The sequence below is a fragment of the Cellulosimicrobium sp. I38E genome, assembly GCF_001647255.1.
Classification (GTDB): domain Bacteria; phylum Actinomycetota; class Actinomycetes; order Actinomycetales; family Cellulomonadaceae; genus Cellulosimicrobium; species Cellulosimicrobium cellulans_E.
On the sequence record NZ_LUAZ01000029.1, the window covers coordinates 24,853 to 44,714 of the forward strand.

A 19,862-nucleotide genomic window follows, 5' to 3' on the forward strand; every position below is an offset into this window, starting at 1 on the left:
GTCACACAGGACCGACGGGCCGCGACCGCATGCTCGAGGAGTGCGTCAGCCCTTGACCGAACCCGCGAGGAGGCCGCGCACGAAGTACCGCTGGAGCGCGAGGAACACGATGACCGGGACGACCATCGAGATGAACGCGCCCGCGGGCAGCAGGTGCCAGCTCGCGCCGCGCGAGCCGGACAGCTCGGCGAGGCGCACGGTGATGGGCGCGGTGTCCTGGCCGGACGCGAACGTCAGGGCGACGAGCAGGTCGTTCCAGACCCAGAGGAACTGGAAGATCCCGAAGGCCGCGATCGCGGGCACGAGCAGCGGCATGAGCACCTGGAAGAAGATCTTCACGTGCCCGGCGCCGTCGACGCGGGCCGCCTCGACGAGCTCGCGCGGGATGTCCTTCATGAAGTTGTGCAGGAGGAAGATCGCGAGCGGCAGGGCGAAGATCGAGTGCGACAGCCACACCGGCCAGAACGACCCGTCGATCCCCCAGTCGACGTACTGCGTGAGCAGCGGGACGAGCGTGACCTGGATGGGCACGATCTGGAGCGCGAACACGGCGACGAACAGCAGGTTGCGTCCCTTGAAGTCCACCCACGCGAACGCGTACGCCGCGAGCGACGCGAGCGTGATGGGGATGATCACCGCGGGCAGCGTGATGACCAGGGAGTTGATGAAGTAGGTCGCGAAGCTGGTCGACCCGCCGAAGAGGGCGTCGGTGTAGTTGTCGATCGTGAACTCGGGGTTGGCGAACGCCTCCCACCAGCCCGACCGCCGGATCTCGCGCGGCGGGCGGAACGAGGTGACGAGGAGACCGAACGTCGGGATGGTCCACAGGACGGCGAGGACGATCGCGATGATCGACGCCGGTCGGGACGAGACCCTGCGGCGCACCTTTCCGGCGCGCTCGTCGAGGCCCGCGACGATGCCCTTGCCGCTGCCCTCCTCGGCGGTCTCGTCGACGAGCGGGGCGTCCGGGACGGAGGCAGACAGTGGGGTGCTCATCGGATCTCCTCCGCCTGCTTCAGCTGCCGCACGTTGTACACGATGATTGGGATGACCAGGACGAACAGGATGACCGCGAGCGCGGCCCCGAGCCCCTGCTCGCCCTGCCGCAGCGCTTGCGTGTAGAACTCGTTGGCGACGACCGACGTCTCGAAGCGACCACCGGTCATGGTGCGGACGATGTCGAAGACCTTGAGCGTGCCGATCGCGATCGTCGTGAGGACGACCACGAGCGCGGGGCGGATGCTCGGGACCGTGATGTAGCGGAACATCCGCATGCCGCCGACGCCGTCGAGGCGGGCTGCCTCGACGATGTCGTCCGGGATCGCCCGGATCGCGGCCGCGAGGATCGTCATCGCGAACCCGGCCTGGATCCAGATCATGACGAGGATGAGGAAGAACGTGTTCGCCGGCGCGCTGAGCAGGAACTGCTGCGGCTCGAGCCCCAGCCAGACGAGGACCTGGTTGAACAGGCCGATCTGCGGCTGGCTCGCCGGCTTGTACTCGTACATGAACTTCCAGATGATGCCCGCGCCGACCATGGAGATCGCCATCGGCAGGAAGATGAGGGTCTTCGCGAACTTCTCGAAGCGCGACCGGTCGACGACGACCGCGTAGACGAGGCCGAGGAACGTCGAGACGAGCGGGACGACGATGACCCAGATCGCCGTGTTGCGCAGGACGATCTGGAACTCGTCGCGCGTGAAGGCCGTGACGTAGTTGTCGAGACCGACGAACGCGGAGCCCGTGCGGTTGTAGAACGAGTCCCGGATCGTGCGCAGGCCCGGGTAGAGCAGGCCGAACGCGAGCATGACGATCGCGGGCCCGGCGAAGGCGAGCGCGACGACCCAGCCCGGCACGCGCCGCGGCCGGTCGACGAGGAAGAGGATCAGGCCCATGACGACGACGAAGAGCAGGATCGCGACGAGCATCACCGCGAGCTTGCCCCCCGTCCCGGCGGGTTCGAGCAACCAGTCCATGTGAGAGCTCCTGAGGTGGCCGGCGGCGGCCGGGCGACGACGTGGTGTTTCAGCGGGGACGGCCCGGGGACGGGCCGCCCGGGGATCGGCCCCCCGGACGACCCGCCCCCGGGGTCGACGCGTGGACCCGGGGCCCGGCTCGCGGCACGTGCCGCGCGATCGGGCCCCGGGTCACCCGCGGGTCAGGACGTCGGCCAGGACGCCTCGATGGCGTCGAGGACGGCCTCGTCGGACTTGTCGCTCGCGATCCACTCGGTCATCTCGGTCCAGAAGGAGCCGGCGCCGACGGCGGCGGGCATCATGTCCGACCCGTCGAAGCGGAACGTGTAGCTCTCGTCCGTGAGCAGCTCGTACGCCTGCTGGTCCATGGGCGACTGCAGCAGCTCGGGGTCGAGGCCGTTGTTGGCGCTGATCCAGCCCTGCGGGGTCACGCTCGCCTTGGCATTGGACCACTCCGGGCTCGACAGGTAGGCGTGGAACGCCTGGACCTCGGGACGGTCGGTGAACGCGGCGACGAACTCGCCGCCACCGAGCAGCGGCTTGTCCTCCGCGGTCTCGCCCGGGAGGTAGAAGGCCCACACGTCACCGTCGGGCGCGACCACCAGGTCGGGGTCCAGGGTCGTCCAGTTGGCCTGGTAGAACGTCGCCTGGCGGTGCATGTAGCACAGGCCGTCGATGATCGGGTAGCCGCCCTCGGTGAACTCGGTCGTCGCGATGGTGCTCACGTCGCCGAGGCCGCCGTTGACGAACTCCTCGTTCTTCAGCACGTCGCCGACCGTGGCGAGCGCCGTGGCGATCTGCGGGTCGTTGAACGGGATCTCGTGGTTGACCCACTGGTCGTAGACCTCGGGACCCGCGGTGCGCAGGACGACGTCCTCCATCCAGTCGGTGGCCGGCCAGCCGGTCGCCTCGCCGGACGCGATGCCGGCGCACCACGGCTTGATGTCGCCGCCGGGGTTGTCCGCGACGATCTGGTCCGAGAGCTCCATGAGCTCGTCCCACGTGGTGGGGACCTCGTACCCCGCGTCCTCGAACATCGACGGCGAGTACCAGACGAACGACTTCACGTTGGCGCCGAGCGGGGTCGCGTAGAGCGTCCCGTCGACGGTGCCGTAGTCCTTCCAGGACTCGGTGTAGTACTGGTCCACGTTCGCCGCGGCGTCCTCGCCGACCGGCTGGATCGCGTCGGGGAAGTCCGCGACGATCCGGCGGAGCAGGCCCGGCTGCGGCAGGTACGCGATGTCGGGCGCGCTGCCCGACTGGATGCGGACGGGGAGCTGCGCCTCGAACTCCTTGGAGCCCTCGTACTCGATCGTGGCGCCCGTGCACTCCTCGAACGGCTCGTACGACGCCTGCTGCTGCTCCGCCTCGGTGTCGACGATCGTCGCGTACACCGACACCGTCTTGCCGGACAGGTCCCCGTACTGCTCGTAGTCGGCGCAGTCCACCTCGGCGCTCGGCGACTCGTCGTCGCCCCCGCCGCCGCCACCGCCGCTGCACGCCGCGAGCACGAGCGCGAGGCTCGCGCCGCCGGCGGCGACCACCAGCGTGCGGCGACGCGCCGCGCTGGTCCTCGTGGTCCTGGTCATGTCAGCCTCCACCTCGTCGTGGGTACGGACGCCGTCACCCCGGTCCGGTGAGGACCGGGCGCATCGCGACGTCGCGAGCGCGGGTGCGCTCTCGCCCTAGGCACCATGCAAGCGGTTGCATCCCGCTGCCGCAAGCACAGGGGAGGCGAGTTTGCGTAACGATTCCGTCACGTGCGCCGGGTGCGCGCTCTCTCGCCCCTCCTCTCCTGGCCACGCTCCCACGCGGGGTCGTCGAGCGCGCGGCGAGACGCGGGACCTCAGCCTCCGGCGCCCGGCGGCGCCGTCGAGCCGCGGCGCACCAGCTCGGTCGGATAGGTGAGGCTCTCTGGTACCGGGGCGCCGTTGATCATCTCGAGCAGGAGGAGTGCCGCGTCGAAGCCTTGCTGGTACGCGTCCTGGGCGATCGTCGTCAGGCCGACGAGCTCCCCGAGGTCGTGACCGTCCACCCCGACGACGGACAGGTCCTCCGGCACCCGCAGCCCGAGGTCTCGCGCCGCGAGGATCGCGCCCATGGCCATCTCGTCCGACGCCGCGAAGACGGCGGTCACGTCGGGCCGGCGGCGCAGGAGCTCCGCCGTGGACTCGCGCCCTCCCGCGACGTCGAAGTCGCCGTTCACCTCGAGGTCCGGCTCGACGACGATCCCCGCCTCCTCCAGCGCGCGGACGTAGCCCCGTGCCCGCTCGACGGGCGGCGACCACGACGACACGAGGTCGGGCACCCCGGTGACGTGGCCGATGACCCGGTGCCCGAGCTCGAGCAGGTGTCGTGTGGCGGCCCGGCCCGTCGCGACGTCGTCGAGCCGGACCGTCACCTGGTCGGCCGGCCCCGACCCGACGAACGCGAGCGGCCGGGCGAGCCCGACGAGCGAGCGCACCTCGTCGTCGTCGAGCGGCAGGCCGACGACGAGCGTCCCGTCCACGCGGTGACGCAGCACGCTCGGGTCGACCCGGCGGCGCGACGACGTCCGGCGCACGTCGAACGTGTACAGCAGGACGTCGTAGCCGAGGTCCCGCAGCGCGCGCTCGGCGCCCTCGATGACGTTGGCGAAGAACCACCGGTTGACCCACGGGGTGAGCACGCCGATCGTGCGGGTGCGGCCGGTGGCCAGCGACGCCGCCGACGGCGTGGGCACGTAGCCGAGCCGTGCCGCCTCCGCGAGCACCCGCAGGCGCGTCGCCTCCGAGACGTTGGGCAGGCCGCGCAGGGCGCGCGAGACGGTCGCCGTGGACACGCCGGCGGCCTGGGCTACGTCGTCGATACCTGCCACGACGGGTGATGCTGCCACGCCGGGACGCCGGGTGGCGAGGCGCCGTGCCGCATCGTGAGCAGATCGATGCAAGCGCTTGCGCCCCCGCCCGGCGTGCCCGCGCCTCGCCCGCCGCCGCACCGCGGCACGGTGACCGATATCGTGGGAAGGCCCGTCCCGCGGCACCGCTCGGCACCGCTCGAGCCGGCCGCGCCGCCGTCGGGCACCCCACCTGCGAACCGGAAGGACCACGATGATCGAGCTGAGGACCCCGCGGGAGATCGACCAGATGCGACCCGCGGGGCGGTTCGTCGCCGACGTCCTCACCACGGTGCGCGCCGCCACCAAGGTCGGGACGAACCTGCTCGAGCTCGACGAGGTCGCGCACAAGATGATCCGCGACCGCGGGGCCGAGTCCTGCTACATCGACTACCACCCGTCGTTCGGCGCGAGCCCGTTCGGCAAGGTGATCTGCACGTCCGTCAACGACGCCGTCCTGCACGGCCTCCCCCACGACTACGCGCTGCGCGACGGCGACCTGCTGAGCATCGACTTCGCCGCGTCGGTCGACGGGTGGGTCGCGGACTCGGCGCTGTCGTTCGTCGTCGGGACGCCGCGCGCGGGTGCGCTCGGCGAGGCCGACGCGAAGCTCATCCAGACGACCGAGCGCGCGCTCGAGGCCGGCATCGCCGCCGCGCAGCCGGGCAAGAAGGTCGGCGACATCTCGGCCGCCATCGCGGACGTCGCGCACGCCGCGGGGTACTCGGTGAACACCGACTTCGGCGGGCACGGAGTGGGCCGCACGATGCACGGCGAGCCCCACATCCCCAACGACGGCCGCCGCAAGCGCGGGTTCCCGCTCAAGCCGGGCCTCGTCATCGCGATCGAGCCCTGGTTCCTCGAGACCACGGACGAGATCTACACCGACCCCGACGGCTGGACCCTGCGCTCGGCCGACGGGTCGCGCGGCGCGCACAGCGAGCACACCGTCGCGATCACGCCCGACGGCCCGGTCGTCCTCACCGCGCGCGAGCCGCGGGACTGAACCTCTCCCATGTCAAGCACGCTTGACAGCGTGCGCCGACGCTGGTTGGCTCGACCTGTCAAGCACGCTTTACGCATGAGGAGATACCCGTGAGCGACGCACCCGTCCCGGCCGACGACGGCAGGCTGCAAGACCACGAGCACGTGCTCGGCGACCGCGCCGCTCCCTGGTGGGCCTGGGCAGGGGCCGTGCTGGTCGCGCTCGCCGTCGCGGCGTCGGTCGGCGTCGCCGCCGGCCTGTTCCGGCGCGAGGACTTCTGGCTCGTCGCGGCTGTCTTCACGGTGTGCGTCCTGCCGCCCGCCGCCGCGCTCGGCTGGTTCCTCGTCGTCCGGCCGCGCACGAGCACGCCCGAGCCGCACGCCGAGGAGAACGTCGAGCGGCGCTGGACGGAGCGGGCGGCGGCCGGCGCGTTCTGGGACGTGCTCGTCGTCGCCGGGCTCGCGCTCACCGCGGTCAGTCTCACCGGGCTGGAGCTGAGCGTCTCCTTCGTCCTCGCGGTGGTCGTGCTGGTCGCGATGGTCGACTTCGTCGTCCGGCACGCCGTCGTCTCCCGGCGCGAGTCGTAGGGCGCCCGTGGACAACGACATGGCAGCCCGCCGCGCCGGGCTCGGCTGGTCGCAGGCCGAGCTCGCCAGCCGTCTCGGGGTCTCGCGACAGACCGTGATCTCGATCGAACGCGGCCGCTTCGACCCGTCGCTGCCGCTCGCGTTCCGCATCGCCGAGGTGTTCGGCTGCCGCATCGAGGAGGTCTTCCGCCCCTGAGCCCGGAGAGCCACCGAGCCGTCGCCGCACACCGGGACGGAACCTGATAGCGGTTCTCGACACCCTCGCGCACGAGATCCTCAGGGTTTCCGGAGGCGCTTGCGGAAGAATGTCGCCGACTCCTCGAACCCGAGCCTCGCGTAGAACCCGGCGGCCCGCCGGGTGGCCAGCGCGACGTACGCGGCACCCGCGTCCTCGGCCCACCGCTCGGCCGCGTCCATGAGCAGGCCGCCTACCCCGCGACGGCGGGCGTCGGCGTCGACCATGACCTCCTCGACCCACGCCACGGGCGCGTTGGCGAAGAGCGTCGCATGGCGGTGCGCCACGAGGTGACCGACGACGTCCTCCCGCGCCTGCGCGACGAGCACCAGCGCGTGCGGGTCGGCGAGGAGCAGCGCGAACGACACGTCGAAGGCGCAACGCTCAGGGACGTACGACGTCGCGAAGTCGACGACGAGCGGCCAGACCGCCCCGGCGTCGTCCGCCCGCGCACGGCGGACACAGACGGTCTTGGCGTCGGACGTCATGTCAGCAGACGCTACCCATCCCGTCGAGGTAGAACTGCAGGTCGCGACGTAGAACCCCGCGAGCTCTATCTCGCGTCCTGCGGTTCTACCTCGCGGTCAGGGCAGGAGGCTGCGCAGGACGTGGGCCGCGCCGTCGTCCTCGATCGAGCCGGTGACCTCGTCCGCGGCGGCCTGCACGACGGCGTCCGCGTGGCCCATCGCGACGCCGTGCGCCGCCCAGCGGAGCATCTCGACGTCGTTGCGCCCGTCGCCGACCGCGACGGTCCGGTGGGGCTGGACGTGCAGCGCGCGCCGCACCAGCTCGAGCCCGGTCGCCTTCGTGACGCCCAGCGGCGCGATGTCCATCCACGCCGTCCAGCCGACGGCGTACGTCACGTCGTCCAGGCCGAGGCGCTCGACGAGCTCGTGGAACTGCTCGCTCGTGGACCCCGGCGACCGGACGATGACGCGCGTGACCTCCCCCGACCACAGCTCGTCGAACTCGACGACGCGGTGCACGCCGTCGAGCTCGCCGTCGGGGAAGAGCTCGTTCATGCGGAACCCGACGCCCACGTCCTCGACGGCGTACCGCGCGTCGGGCAGGTGCTCGCGCAGGAGCCGCAGGGCCGGGCCCGGGTCGAACGTCACGACGTCCTCCAGCACGTACCCCTCCGGCTCCTCGGGGTCGAGCCGCGCCGTCACCGCGCCGTTCGACGCGACGACCCAGCCGCGGTCGATCCCCAGGATCTCCGCGACGGGCGTCATCGCGATGAGCGAGCGCCCGGACGCGAGCACCACGTGGTGGCCCGCCGCGCGCAGGTCGGCGACGGCGTCGCGCACGTCCTCCGACAGCTCCTGGTCGTACGACATGAGGGTGCCGTCGATGTCGAGCGCCACGAGCATCGGCCCGGACGCGTCGTCCGGGACGAGGGGACCCGTCACGCCACCACCGGCTCGAGCACCTCGAGGCCCCCGAGGTACGGGCGCAGGCCCTCCGGCACGCGGACCGAGCCGTCGGCCTGCTGGTGGTTCTCGAGGATCGCGACGATCCAGCGCGTCGTGCCGAGCGTGCCGTTGAGCGTCGCGACGGTGCGCGTCTCGTTCTTGCCGTCGACCTCGACGCGCTCCCGCACGTTGAGGCGGCGCGCCTGGAACGTCGTGCAGTTCGACGTCGACGTGAGCTCCAGGTAGCGCTGCTGCGTGGGCAGCCACGCCTCGCAGTCGAACTTGCGCGCGGCGCTCGACCCGAGGTCGCCCGCAGCGGTGTCGATGACGCGGTACGGCAGGTCGACGAGGCGCAGCATCTGCTCCTCCCAGCCGAGCAGGCGCTGGTGCTCCGCCTCGGCGTCGGCCGGGTCGCAGTAGGAGAACATCTCGACCTTGTGGAACTGGTGCACGCGGATGATGCCACGCACGTCCTTGCCGTGCGAGCCGGCCTCGCGGCGGTAGCACGCGCTCCAGCCGGCGTAGCGCAGCGGCCCGGCCGACAGGTCGACGATCTCGTTCGCGTGGTAGCCCGCGAGCGCCACCTCGCTCGTCCCGACGAGGTAGAGGTCGTCCTTCTCGAGGCGGTAGATCTCGTCCGCGTGGGCGCCGAGGAACCCGGTGCCCTGCATGACCTCGGGCCGCACGAGCGTCGGCGTGATGACGGGCGTGAACCCGGCAGCGACCGCCGTGTCCATCGCGGCGTTGAGCAGCGCGAGCTCGAGGCGCGCGCCTACGCCCGTGAGGTAGTAGAACCGCGCGCCCGACACCTTCGCGCCGCGCTCGGTGTCGATCGCGCGCAGGCCCTCGCCGAGGTCGAGGTGGTCGCGCGGCGTGAAGCCCTCCGCGGCGAAGTCGCGGATCGTGCCCTCCTCGCGCAGCACGACGTAGTCGTCCTCGCCGCCCGCCGGCGCGCCCGCGACGACGTTCGAGATGCGGTAGAGCAGCCCGCGCAGCTCCTCCGCCGCGGCGTCCGCGTCGGCCTGGCGCGCCTTGACGTCGGCCGCGAGCTGCTTGGTGCGCGCGAGCAGCTCCTGCTTCTCCTCCCCCTGTGCCTGGGCGACCTGCTTGCCGAGGGACTTCTGCTCGGCGCGCAGGCTCTCGAACTCGCTCAGCGCGGCGCGGTGGCGCGCGTCGGCGTCGAGGGCGGCGTCCACCAGCGCAGGGTCGTCACCACGGGTGACCTGGCTGGCACGGACGATGTCGGGGTTGTCGCGCAGGAGGCGGAGGTCGATCACGCCAGCAGCCTAACGAACTGCGCGCCGCCCGGTCGCAGTCCTTTCCCGCCCCGGCCCCGCTACGGTGTCGCCATGTCCTGGACGCTCTGGCTCGCGATCGCGGCGCTCGCCGTCGCGGTCGTGGCACTCGTCGTCGCGCTGGGCCTGCGCGCGCAGCAGACCCGGCAGCGCCGCGCCCACGGCGACGACGCGCCTCCCGTCGAGGAGCCCCCCGTCGAGGACGACCCGCGCGAGCTCGTCGCGTTCGTCGCCAACCCGTCGAAGCCCGACGTCGTGGGCCTGGAGGCGCTCGTGCGCGCCGCCTTCGCGGACGCCGCGCTGCCTGACCCGCTGTGGTTCGAGACGACGGTCGAGGACCCGGGCGTCGGGCAAACCCGCGCCGCGCTCGCACGGGGCGCGGACGTCGTCGTCGCCGTGGGCGGGGACGGCACGGTCCGCGCGGTCGCCGAGGGCATGGTCGGCAGCGGCCGCACCATGGGCCTGGTCCCGGTGGGCACCGGCAACCTCCTCGCGCGCAACCTCGACCTGCCGGTGGGCGACGCGCGCGCCGCGCTGGCCGTCGTGATCGCGGGGTCCGACCGGCCGGTCGACGTGGGCTGGGTCAAGGTCCTGCGCTACGCCGACGTCACCCCCGCCGAGGGGGACGAGCCGGGGACGGCGCCGGACCCCGCCCGGGACACCGACAAGGAGCACATCTTCCTCGTCATCGCCGGCCTCGGGTTCGACGCCGCGATGGTCGCCGACACCGACGACGACCTCAAGGCGAAGGTGGGCTGGGTCGCCTACTTCGTCGCGGGCATCCGGCACCTGCACGGGCGCCGCATGCGCGCGCGCCTCCAGCTCGACGACACGCCGCCCGTCGACGCGCGGCTGCGCTCGCTCCTCATCGGCAACTGCGGCCGCCTCCCCGGGGGCCTGACGCTCCTGCCCGACGCGGTGATCGACGACGGGATCCTGGACATCGCCGCGATCGACACGCGCGGCGGGGTCGTCGGCTGGGCACAGCTGTTCGGGGAGGTGGTCATGCAGGGCCTCGGCGTGCGCAACGACCTGCCCGCCAAGATCGGACGCATCGACCACGCGCGCGCCCGGCGCGTCCGCGTGCGCGTGGAGGGCGGCGAGCAGGCCCAGGTCGACGGCGACGTGCTCGGCCTCGCCGTCGAGATCGAGGCGCGCGTCGACCCCGGCGCACTCGTGGTCCGCACCGCCTGACGAGGACCGCGATCGCCGAACCTGGCGCTCGCTGTGGGCGCCCCGCGCGAGGGGCGTGGAGGGCGCGTGAGCGTCCCGCGCGGACCTGCGACGACGCCGCTCGTCGGCCCGGTCCGGGCGCGAGGCGCCCCCGTAGGCTGGTCCGGTGACGTTCCCGGCCGCCGCGCTCCCCCCTGCCCGCACGCTCCCCGCTCGTCGCTGGGGGCGCCGGGGCACCCGTGCGACGGCGCTGGCGACGGCCGTCGCGCTCACCCTGCTCACCGCGCTCGGGGCCGTCGCCGCGCCCTCCGCGGCCGCGGCGCCGTCGGGCACGACGGCGGGCACGACGATCGCGGGCGGCTCTCCCGTCCCGACGCACGACCCGCGGCCGGTCGTGCTGGTCGCCGTGGCGGGGCTCTACTGGAGCGACGTCTCGCCCACCGCGACGCCCACGCTGTGGTCGATGATCCGGACCGGCTCGGTCGCGTCGCTCGGCGTCGGGCGGACGACGTGCGCGACGGACGCGTGGCTCACCCTGTCCGCCGGGCAGATGGTGACGTCCTCCCAGCCGGCAGCCGAGGAGCCGACGGCGACGCCGCCCGCCGACGCCGAGCCGCCCACCACCGGCTGCCCGCCGCTGCCCGCCCCCGCCACGACGGCGTCGGGGGCGACGACGCTCGAGGCGCAGCCCGCCGACGTCCCCGGGTGGGCGACGCTCACCGCGCCGTCCGAGGAGGAGGCGACCGCCCCGACGACGCACCACGCGCCCGGGACCGCGGCGGCCCGGCTCGCCGAGACCGGCGTGTGCACGACGGCGGTCGGCCCGGGCGCGGCCGTCATGCTCGCCGACGCGACCGGGCACGTCGAGCGGTACGCGTCCGCGCTCGCCGCGCTGCCCGAGGGCGGGCTCGACGCGTGCGACGTCACGGTGGTCGACCAGGGCGAGATCGTCGACTCCTCGTCCGGACGGGGCCAGAGCCTCGACGCGCTCGACGAGGCGCTCTCCCGCGTCATGGACGAGGTCGACCGCGGGACGCGCGTGCTCGTGGCGGGCGTGCCCGCGGGGCCCGTCGGCGAGCCGGGGCTCCCGGTCGTCGTCGACTGGCGCAAGGGCGAGCCCACACGGCGCTGGCTGCACTCCCCGAGCACGCAGCAGGACGGCATCGTCCAGCTCGTCGACCTCACGGCGACGGTCGTCGAGCAGGCCGGCGGCAGCACCGAGGGGCTCGACGGCGCGCCCCTCTCGCTGGGCGAGGTCCGGCGCATGGACGTCGCGCGCACGGTCGAGAACCGCCAGTACCTCAACGTGCTGACGAGCACGATCCCCACGCTCTACCCCGTGCTCGTCGGGCTGCTCGTGGCGACCCTCGTGCTCGCGCTCGGCGGGACCCTGTGGGCGCGGCGGTCCGCCGCGCGCCGCGGCCTGCCGCCACGGCCCGGGCGCGCAGGGACCCGCGTCCTGTCCGCGGTGCTCATGGTCGCCGCCGCGGCCCCCGTCGCGGCCTCGCTCGCGAGCCTGTCACGGTGGTGGGTGTGGAGCGCGCCCGCTCCGGCGCTCACTCTCGCGCTCGCGGTGAGCGCCGTCGCCGTCGCGCTCGTGGCCTGGGTCGTGTCGCGCCTCCTCCCGCGCCGCCCGTGGGCGCTGCCGACGGCGCTCGCCGGCGTCACGTGGCTCGTCCTCACCGTGGACGGCGCGACGGGCACGACGCTCCAGCAGGCGTCCCTGCTCGGCACGTCCGCCGTCGCAGGCTTCACGCGCTTCTACGGCTTCAACAACGTGACGTTCGCGGTGTACGCGGTCGCGGGCCTCGTGCTCGCGGGCGGCCTGGCGTCCACGGCGCTGGTCCGGGGGCGACGCCGGCTGGCGGCCTGGCTCGTCGTCGCGGTCGGGGCGGTGACGGTCGTCGTCGACGGCTGGCCCGCGTTCGGCGCCGACTTCGGCGGCATCCTCGCGCTCGTGCCCGCGTTCGCCGTCCTCGCGCTGCTCGTCGGGCGGGTGCGGATCACGTGGCTGCGCGCGCTGGTCGTCGCGGGGGCCACCGTGCTCGTGGTCGCGGTCGTCGCCGTCGTCGACTGGCTCCTGCCGGGCGGCAGCTCCCACCTCGGCGGGTTCGTGCAGACCGTCGTCGACGGCGCCGCGCTCGAGGTGATCGGGCGCAAGGCCGTGGGCGCGTGGCAGACCGTCGCGCAACCGGCCGGTGCGGTCGCCGCGGTGCTCGTCGTGCTCGTGGCCGTCGCCGCGCTGCGTCCCGAGCGCTTCCGCCTGCCCGAGGTCGCGCGCGCCTACGAGCGCTGGCCGCTGCTGCACGACCTCGTCGTCGCGCTCGTCGTCGTCGCGGGCGTCGGCTCCGTGCTCAACGACTCGGGCGTCATCATCGGCGTCATGGTCGTCGTCGTCGCGACGGCGATGGTCGTGCCCGGTTTCCTCGCCGACGCGGCGCCGAGGCGCGCGGCGGCCGCCGTCCCTGAGCCGGGGATCCGGCGCATGCCCACGATGCTGCTCACCGTGGGCGGCGGGCTCCTGCTCGTCGTCCTGCTCACGTCGACCGTGCTCGGCTCGACGGACCAGCGGCCCGCGTCGGCGGCGTCGCGGGCCGGCGGCGAGGCGTCGGTCACCCGGTCCGACGCCATCGCCACCGACCGCCCGCTCGTCGTCGTCGGGACGACGGGCGTGGCGTGGAGCGACGTCACGGCGGCCACCACGCCGACGCTGCACGCGCTGCTCACGGACGGCGCCGGCGCCGGCGGCGTCGCCCAGCCCACGGGCGCGGCGAGCCGGTGCACGGTGGGCGGGTGGCTCGCCCTCTCCGCCGGGCAGCTCGCCGACGTCGCGACCGAGCGCGCCCCGGACGGCTCGTGGGCGTGCCCGACGCCGCAGCCCGTCGCCACCCCGGACGGAGCCTCGGACGGCATCGCCGGCGGCGCCCGCATCGACGGGTGGGACGACCTCGTCGCGCTCCAGCGGGGTTCCGGGTACCAGGCGCGCCTGGGCGTCCTGGGCGACGCGCTCGGCGGCGACGGCTCCGCCGGCGGCACGGCGGCCGTGTGCGCGACCGCCGTGGGGCCCGGGGCGGCGCTCGCCCTCGCGGACTCCCAGGGGGAGGTGGCGCGCTACCGAGAGCTCGCGTCCGCGACGTCGCCAGGGAGCGACGCGTTCTCGTGCCCCGTCACCGTCGTCGACGCGGGCGACGCGACGGCACCGGCCGTCGACCCCGACCTCCCGGCCGAGGAGCGCGCCGCGCTACGGGCTTCCCTGCGGGCGGACCGGCTCGCGGCCGTGGACGCCACCGTCGGCGCGGTGCTCGACGCCGCCCCGACGGGGACGACCGTGCTCGTCGTCGACGTCGCCGGGACGCCCGGCACCCGGCCGGCGCTCGGCGCGACGCTCGTGCGGCCGTCGTTCGACGGACCCGAGCAGGCGCGCTACCTGACCAGCGCCGCGACGCGGACGGACGGCGTCGCGCGCGTCCTCGACGTCCCGGCGACCGTGCTCGACGCCGCGGGCACCACGATCCCCGCCCGCATCCAGGACACGCCGCTCGCCTGGGGCTCGCCGCGGCCCCCGGACGCGACCTCGACCGCGGACGCCCTCGCCGACCTCACGACGCTCGACCACGTGCGCCGCGCGGTCTACACCGCGTTCGTCGACGTGCCGCTCTACGCAGGCCTCGTGATCGCCGGGCTCTGCCTGCTGCTCGCGCCGCGGGCCGCGCGCGCGGCCGGCGACCGCGCCCGGGTCCGCTGGGCCCGCGCCGCGCACGTCGCCCGGGGCGCCGCGCTCGTCGTGGCAGCCGTCCCGACCGCGGCCTTCCTCGTGTCGCTCACGGGCTGGTGGCGGTTCGGGAACCAGATGCTCGCGATCGTCGTGTCGACGGTGCTCGCGACGGCGGCGGTCGCGGGCCTGGGGGCGCTCGCCCCGCGCCGCCCGGTGTGGCTCGGGCCGGGGATCGTCGCGGGCATCACGTTCGCCGTGCTCACGCTCGACGCGCTCGTCGGGACGCCGCTCAACCGCGCCAGCCCGCTCGGCTCCGCGCCGACGTTCGGCGCGCGGTTCTACGGGTTCGGCAACCCGACGTTCTCCGTATACGCGGTCGCGGCGCTCGTGCTGGCCGCGGCGCTCGCCCAGTGGCTCGTCGCCCGCGGGCACCGGTACGTCGCCGCGACGGTCGTGGGCGTCATCGGCGTCGTGACGATGGTCGTGGACGTGTGGCCGACGCTCGGCGCCGACCTCGGTGGCGGGCTCGTGGTGGTCCCGGCGTTCGCGGTCCTGGGGCTCGCCGCCTCGGGGGCGCGCGTCACGTGGCGGCGCTTCCTGCTCGTCGCGGCAGCGGGCGTCGGGCTCGTCGCCGCCGTCGGCGTGCTCGACTGGCTACGCCCGGCCGACGAGCGCTCGCACCTCGGCCGGTTCGTCGGCGAGGTCGTGGACGGCTCGGCCTGGGAGACGCTGCTGCGCAAGGCGGGCTACGCGGCCCGCTCCGTGCTGGGCGGCGTGCCCGTGTGGCTGACGATCCTGGTCCTCGTCGCGGCGGCGCTGGTGCTGTTCTGGCCGCGGCGGTTCACGCCGGCGTGGTTCGCCCGCACCGAGGCCGCGTGGCCGCTCGTGCGCCCGACCGTGCTCGCCCTGTGGATCGTGTGCGTCGCCGGGTCGCTGGTCAACGACTTCGGCGTGCGCATCGCGCTCGTCGCGCTCATCCCGGCGGTCCCGCTGCTCACCGTCGCGGCGCTGCACGCCGTCGGCGACGGCACCGGGACCGACGACGAGCCGGATGCGCGGGAGGACACCCCGAGCGTCGCGCCGGACGCGGCGGGGACGGCGTCGGAGGGCACCGCCTCGCGGGTGGGGAGCGCGACGCCCTGAGCCTGGCTACGCGAGGACGAGCTCGGTGCCGCCCACCGCGAGGTCGGCCATCGCGACGCTCTGTACGGCCGGGTCCTCGTAGGTGTTCCAGTAGTAGGTCGACGTGCGCGAGGAGAAGAGTCCCGTGTAGACGGTGATCTCGGACTCGCCCGACGCCATCACGGCGCTCCCCTCGACCATCGCGACCTGCTGCAGCGTGTGGAAGGCGCGGCTGACGTTCTGCTCCTCGCTCTCCTGGGTCGGGTAGTGGGCGTTGACGTAGGCGGCGCGGACGAACCGCGACGGCGAGTAGTAGTCCCCCGGGATGCCGCGCATGTGCGAGCCCGAGCCGAACGGGGTGAGGACCGCCCCGCCCAGCTCCGTGTCCCCGGGGAAGTCGGGCGAGGCGTTGAGATAGTTGCGCAGGTTCTCGTGGTGCCACCCGAACCCGGGCTGGTTGGTGAGCACGTCGACGTCGTCGTGGAACACGTGCATGCCGTCCGCCGTGTGCTCCACGACGACGGCGCGCGTCGCGTCGGCGACGATCCAGTGGAGCATCGAGCTCGGGTAGGTCTCGTTGATCGGCCGGTCGACGACCACGACGTCCTGGAGCGCGGCCTCCACCTCGTCCACCGTCGCGAACTGCGAGCACACCCACAGCGGGAGCTCGTAGGCGGCGACGTTGACCGCGCCGTCGACCGGGCCGGGGGCGTAGGCCGCGTACCCCGGGAAGTTGAGCCCCGCGACGGCGAGGCCCGCGTCGTTGCCGCAGTCGAAGTAGAGCGGCGTCCCCTCCGCCACGATGCCCATGCCGAGCGTCGCGTGGCGGATGCCGGGCACCGCGCCGAACGGCGACCTCGGCGCGTACCCGGTGGGCGTCAGCACCACCCGCTGCCCGTACCCGCTCGTCCAGTCGAGGTTCCGCGCGAGGTAGACGCTCCCCCGGCCGTCCGAGAACCTGATCCCCGTGCACATGGCGATGCCCCCGTCGTCGTCGGTCCGGCCTCGCGCGGACGCGGGCCACCGGGCACGGCACGGTGCCCGTCCACCCAGGGTGGGATCCCCGGGAGACGTTCGCCACCCGCGGGACGTCAGTGCTGGTCGGCGGCCCGCACCCGGTCGACCGCGGAGCGCATCTTGCGCGCGTTCACGGCCAGGAGCACGTCGCGGTACTGCGCGGCCCGGTGGAGCTGGCCCTTGAGGTCGTTGGACGAGGCGCGGTGCCGCAGGTCGCACGGCACCTCGACGGCGACGTACCCCTTGCGGAGCAGGTCGATCGTCATGCCGGTCTCCACGCCCCAGCCGCGTGCGAGCGGGGTCGCGGCCTCGAACGCCTCGCGCGTGAGGCAGCGCATGCCCGAGAGCGGCTGCGTCGGGGTCCACCCCGTGAGCGACTGGATCGCGCGGCGCGCTGCCCCGACGACGATCCCCCGGCCGCCCGCGCCCGGTTGCGGCGGGAGCAGCGCGATCGCGAGGTCCGCGTACCCGTCGAGCACGGGCGCGACGAGCGGCGCGGTGTTCACGGCGGTCTCGCCGAGGTCGCCGTCGATGAAGAGCAGGAGTCGCGGGGGGCGGTCGGCGGCGTCGCGCATCGCGACGACGGCCGCGCCGGTCTCCATGGCCGCGGCCTTGCCGCGGTTGTGCGAGTGGCGCACGACGACGGCCCCCGCCTCGCGCGCGACGTGCTGGGTGTCGTCCTCGCTCCCGTCGTCCACGACGAGCACGAGGTCGACGTGCGGGATCGCCTTGGCCGCGCGGACCGTCGCGGCGATGCGCCGGGACTCGTCCTTCGCCGGGACGATCACGGCGACGCGCTGGCGCACCGCGCGGCCGGTCCGGCCGTCGCCGACCGTCGGGCGCGGGGTGCGTGCTCGCGTGCCGGACGCCGAGAGGTACGTCGGCGGCGGCGTGCTCGCCGAGCCCGCAGCGGCAGGTGCAGGTGCAGGTGCACTGCCCGTGTTGTTCCCCGACTCAGTCGACCGATGGTCCGCGTTCACGCCGTCCAGCCTAGTAGTGCAAAGAGTTGGCCGCAGAAGTGTCGTCGTTCCACCAGCAGATCCGCTCGGGATCTTCGCAGGACGACCGGGCTGCGTTCCCAGGTCCCCCGGATCCTACTCGACGCGACAGCCCGCCGACAGGGGCGTCGGCGGGCTGCTCGTCGGGCCGTCGGCCGGCCGGTCGGCGTCAGCGCAGGGTCACCTGGCGCGACACGATCCCCGCCCGCGCCCGGCGCTCGTTCGCGTCGAGCGGCTCCGTGACGGCGAGCGCCTCGGTGAGGAGCGCGTCGAGCTCGGCGACCGGGCCCTCGAGCTCGTCCGCCTCCGTCCCGCGCGCCAGCTCCCACACCGGGACGAGCAGCCCGCTCGACCGGAACGCGCCGACGAACTTGCCGCCGGCGAGGCCCGACTCACGCCGCGCGTGCAGGCGCGAGATCGCGTCGATGAGCGCGTCCTCGGGCTCCGGGCGGGCCCAGCGCAGGAACTCGCGCGACATGCGGCACCAGTACGCCGAGGGGACGGCGTCGAGCTTGACCGTGGGCACCATCGACTCGGCCGCCTGGTCGAGCGAGGCGCGCAGGTCCGGCGTGATCTCCTCGGCCGGGTCGAGCCAGAACGCGAAGTCCTCGTGGACCGTGACGTCGAACGGGACGGAGAGGTCGAGGACGTCCTGGAGGCGCGGGCCGGCGTCGGGCAGCGCGCTCGTCTCGATGGACGTGCCGGGCTCGGCGTCGATCGCCTCGAGCAGCGCGGCGGCGAGGTCGCGGCTCGTGTCGCCCGAGCCCGCGAGCGTCTGGACCGCGAGGAGGATCGCGCCGTCCTGCCGGTGCAGCGCGGCCCAGCCCGCGGGGAGGACGGTGACGACGGTGACGTCGCGCGCGCCGTGCTCCGCGGTCGTGCGGGCGGTCGCGGTGGCCGAGGGCACGACCTCGCGCATCGCGACCCAGTCGGTCTCGCCGGGGAGCCCCTCGAACGGGCGCAGCACGAAGTCGGGCGTGGTGTTCTTGGCCATGCGCGGCAGTCTACTGGCGCCCCACCGGCCGGGTGCGGGGCCGCAGGCGGACGTCGGGCAGCGCGGGCGCGGGGAGCGGGCCGCCGTCGTACCCGACGACCTCGCCGTAGCGCCCGGCGCGCGCGCCGTCGGCGTACCGCGTCCCGCCGTGGTTCGGCCCCTCGCCGCCCGTGACCACGAGCTGCGCCTGCCAGTCCGCGCGGGCGCGGGCGACGTCGTCGTGCGACCGGCCGACGAAGTTCCACCACATGACGATGTCCTCGCCGAACGGCTCGCCGCCCACGAGCACGACCCGCGCCGGCGCGTCGGGCCCGGCCTCGACCGTGAGCGTCGCGGGCCCCGGGGCGACGTACCCGAGCGACGAGGGCGGGACCTCGTCGCCTTCCAGACGCACCGCCCCGTCGTCCACGAGCAGGCCGTGCTCGAACGCCGGGTCGACGTCGAGCGTGACGCGCGCGCCGGGCTCCAGGTCGACCTGCGCCCCGACGAGCGGCGAGTACGTCGTCGCGGGCGAGCGCAGCTCCGCGCCCGCGACGCGCAGGCTCCCGACGAAGACCTGGACCCGGGCGCCTGCGACCTCGACCACCGGCAGGTCGGCGTGGTGCTCGAACGCCGGCGGGTCCGTCAGCCGGTCGCCCGGGAGCGCGACCCAGAGCTGGACCCCGTGCAGGACCGGAGGGCGGACGCCGCGCGGCGACTCCTCCGAGTGGGAGATGCCACGGCCCGCGGTCATGAGGTTGAGCTCTCCGGGGCGCACGGTCTGGAGCGACCCCACGGCGTCCCGGTGCAGGATCTCGCCGGCGAACAGCCACGTGACGGTCTGGAGGCCGGTGTGCGGGTGGGGCGGGACCTGCATGCCGTCGGTGCCGTCGCCGATCGCCGGCAGCGGGTCCGGACCGTAGTGGTCGAGGAAGCACCACGCCCCCACGAGCGAGCGCGCGCGCTGCGGGATCGTGCGCCGCACCCGCATGGCGCGCGTACCCCCGAGCGGGACGTCGCGGTGATCGAGGATCTCCACGGTCGGCGCCGCGCCGGCGTCCTCGCCGTGACGGGTCCCGGCGGAGCAGACGCGCTCCTCGGGCCGGGTCTCGAGGTTGCTCATGGCACGAGCGTAGGCGCGGCGGACGGACCCGGCCTACCGGCCCGCGGACGGGTCTTCGCGTCGCGGGACGCCCGCGGGAGAATGGCAGCGAGGCCCCTCGGAGCAGGATTCCGAGGGGCCTCGCCGTGTCCGCGCGACCCCGGGGCGGTCGGGCCGGTGGCCCGTCGGGGCGCCGCTCGCGACGTGGCGGCCCGGCGCCCGCGCGCCCGGCCCGGATGCCCCGGGCAGGCGCGCTGACGCCGATCGCGGTCGGCCTTCCGGGTCCGGTCGGAACCTGCGCCGTCGCGCGCAGCCCCGCAGCAGGGGGTCGCGGGTCGTCCACCGTTCTCCGGTCAGCCGTGCCCTGGCGTTCGCGCCGGGCCGTCGTGCGCTCCAG

General features: G+C 74.3%; 16 protein-coding genes. 5 read left to right on the forward strand and 11 right to left on the reverse strand.

Translation table 11 applies throughout. The features are described 5' to 3' along the window. Positions 1-45: 45 nt before the first annotated feature. The 4 genes from A0J59_RS11015 to A0J59_RS11030 form a co-directional block, all read right to left on the reverse strand. Positions 46-996, reverse strand: coding sequence for a carbohydrate ABC transporter permease (locus tag A0J59_RS11015; RefSeq protein ID WP_047231925.1), 951 nt, complete (start codon positions 994-996; stop codon positions 46-48). Continuing rightward, a complete protein-coding gene (locus tag A0J59_RS11020) occupies positions 993-1,976 on the reverse strand; it encodes a carbohydrate ABC transporter permease (RefSeq protein WP_047231924.1) in 984 nt (327 codons plus the stop codon). Before A0J59_RS11020 ends, A0J59_RS11015 begins: the two co-directional genes overlap by 4 nt. A gap of 182 nt (positions 1,977-2,158) precedes the next feature. Continuing rightward, positions 2,159-3,565: an ABC transporter substrate-binding protein gene (locus A0J59_RS11025; RefSeq protein ID WP_047231923.1), complete on the reverse strand. Its 1,407-nt coding sequence runs from the start codon at positions 3,563-3,565 to the stop codon at positions 2,159-2,161. Positions 3,566-3,822: 257 nt separating this feature from the next. Beyond that, entirely contained in the window at positions 3,823-4,833 is a 1,011-nt protein-coding gene (locus A0J59_RS11030; RefSeq protein ID WP_047231922.1) for a LacI family DNA-binding transcriptional regulator, read from the reverse strand. A 232-nt stretch (positions 4,834-5,065) separates the two neighbouring features. Between A0J59_RS11030 and map the strand changes: the two genes are divergently transcribed. The 3 genes from map to A0J59_RS11045 all read left to right on the forward strand — a co-directional run bounded on the left by map (position 5,066) and on the right by A0J59_RS11045 (position 6,619). Beyond that, positions 5,066-5,857: a type I methionyl aminopeptidase gene (gene map / locus A0J59_RS11035; protein WP_064316124.1), complete on the forward strand. Its 792-nt coding sequence runs from the start codon at positions 5,066-5,068 to the stop codon at positions 5,855-5,857. An 89-nt stretch (positions 5,858-5,946) separates the two neighbouring features. Further along, a complete protein-coding gene (locus A0J59_RS11040; RefSeq protein WP_052877483.1) occupies positions 5,947-6,423 on the forward strand; it encodes a hypothetical protein in 477 nt (158 codons plus the stop codon). Between the two features lie 19 nt (positions 6,424-6,442). Then, positions 6,443-6,619: a helix-turn-helix transcriptional regulator gene (locus A0J59_RS11045; RefSeq protein WP_156186311.1), complete on the forward strand. Its 177-nt coding sequence runs from the start codon at positions 6,443-6,445 to the stop codon at positions 6,617-6,619. A gap of 80 nt (positions 6,620-6,699) precedes the next feature. Here A0J59_RS11045 and A0J59_RS11050 read toward each other — a convergent pair whose 3' ends face one another. The 3 genes from A0J59_RS11050 to serS form a co-directional block, all read right to left on the reverse strand. Next, positions 6,700-7,146, reverse strand: a complete 447-nt coding sequence (locus tag A0J59_RS11050) for a GNAT family N-acetyltransferase (protein WP_064316125.1) — start codon at positions 7,144-7,146, stop codon at positions 6,700-6,702. A 96-nt stretch (positions 7,147-7,242) separates the two neighbouring features. Next, the gene (locus A0J59_RS11055) at positions 7,243-8,028 is read right to left on the reverse strand and encodes an HAD family hydrolase (RefSeq protein ID WP_053369822.1); all 786 of its coding nucleotides are present in this window, start codon (positions 8,026-8,028) and stop codon (positions 7,243-7,245) included. Between the two features lie 35 nt (positions 8,029-8,063). Continuing rightward, positions 8,064-9,347 (reverse strand): serine--tRNA ligase, encoded by a 1,284-nt coding sequence (gene serS / locus A0J59_RS11060; protein WP_024839177.1) that lies wholly within the window; start codon positions 9,345-9,347, stop codon positions 8,064-8,066. 72 nt (positions 9,348-9,419) lie between these two features. Between serS and A0J59_RS11065 the strand changes: the two genes are divergently transcribed. Continuing rightward, positions 9,420-10,559 carry a diacylglycerol kinase family protein gene (locus A0J59_RS11065; protein WP_047231918.1) on the forward strand — a complete coding sequence of 380 codons (1,140 nt, stop codon included), beginning with the start codon at positions 9,420-9,422 and terminating at the stop codon, positions 10,557-10,559. Between the two features lie 145 nt (positions 10,560-10,704). After that, a complete protein-coding gene (locus A0J59_RS11070; protein WP_064316126.1) occupies positions 10,705-15,396 on the forward strand; it encodes a hypothetical protein in 4,692 nt (1,563 codons plus the stop codon). Positions 15,397-15,402: 6 nt separating this feature from the next. On the opposite strand, the gene bsh is transcribed toward A0J59_RS11070, so the two are convergent. From bsh to A0J59_RS11090, 4 genes are all read right to left on the reverse strand, one after another. Beyond that, positions 15,403-16,350, reverse strand: coding sequence for a choloylglycine hydrolase (bsh, locus tag A0J59_RS11075; RefSeq protein WP_047231917.1), 948 nt, complete (start codon positions 16,348-16,350; stop codon positions 15,403-15,405). A 116-nt stretch (positions 16,351-16,466) separates the two neighbouring features. Further along, the gene (locus A0J59_RS11080; protein WP_082918934.1) at positions 16,467-17,372 is read right to left on the reverse strand and encodes a glycosyltransferase family 2 protein; all 906 of its coding nucleotides are present in this window, start codon (positions 17,370-17,372) and stop codon (positions 16,467-16,469) included. Positions 17,373-17,559: 187 nt separating this feature from the next. Beyond that, positions 17,560-18,384, reverse strand: a complete 825-nt coding sequence (locus A0J59_RS11085; RefSeq protein WP_064316127.1) for a DUF5926 family protein — start codon at positions 18,382-18,384, stop codon at positions 17,560-17,562. A 10-nt stretch (positions 18,385-18,394) separates the two neighbouring features. Further along, on the reverse strand, positions 18,395-19,486 hold the full coding sequence (locus tag A0J59_RS11090) for a pirin family protein (protein ID WP_064316128.1): 1,092 nt from the start codon (positions 19,484-19,486) through the stop codon (positions 18,395-18,397). Between the last annotated feature and the right edge of the window lie 376 nt (positions 19,487-19,862).

Excerpts from the sequence above, each read along its gene's own strand:
- A0J59_RS11055 (WP_053369822.1), bottom strand. The coding sequence starts at position 8,028 with ATGCTCGTGGCGCTCGACATCGACGGCACCCTCATGTCGTACGACCAG.
- A0J59_RS11020 (WP_047231924.1), bottom strand. The coding sequence starts at position 1,976 with ATGGACTGGTTGCTCGAACCCGCCGGGACGGGGGGCAAGCTCGCGGTG.
- A0J59_RS11065 (WP_047231918.1), top strand. The coding sequence starts at position 9,420 with ATGTCCTGGACGCTCTGGCTCGCGATCGCGGCGCTCGCCGTCGCGGTC.
- A0J59_RS11090 (WP_064316128.1), bottom strand. The coding sequence starts at position 19,486 with ATGAGCAACCTCGAGACCCGGCCCGAGGAGCGCGTCTGCTCCGCCGGG.
- A0J59_RS11050 (WP_064316125.1), bottom strand. The coding sequence starts at position 7,146 with ATGACGTCCGACGCCAAGACCGTCTGTGTCCGCCGTGCGCGGGCGGAC.
- A0J59_RS11045 (WP_156186311.1), top strand. The coding sequence starts at position 6,443 with ATGGCAGCCCGCCGCGCCGGGCTCGGCTGGTCGCAGGCCGAGCTCGCC.
- A0J59_RS11015 (WP_047231925.1), bottom strand. The coding sequence starts at position 996 with ATGAGCACCCCACTGTCTGCCTCCGTCCCGGACGCCCCGCTCGTCGAC.
- map (WP_064316124.1), top strand. The coding sequence starts at position 5,066 with ATGATCGAGCTGAGGACCCCGCGGGAGATCGACCAGATGCGACCCGCG.
- A0J59_RS11085 (WP_064316127.1), bottom strand. The coding sequence starts at position 18,384 with ATGGCCAAGAACACCACGCCCGACTTCGTGCTGCGCCCGTTCGAGGGG.
- A0J59_RS11025 (WP_047231923.1), bottom strand. The coding sequence starts at position 3,565 with ATGACCAGGACCACGAGGACCAGCGCGGCGCGTCGCCGCACGCTGGTG.
- bsh (WP_047231917.1), bottom strand. The coding sequence starts at position 16,350 with ATGTGCACGGGGATCAGGTTCTCGGACGGCCGGGGGAGCGTCTACCTC.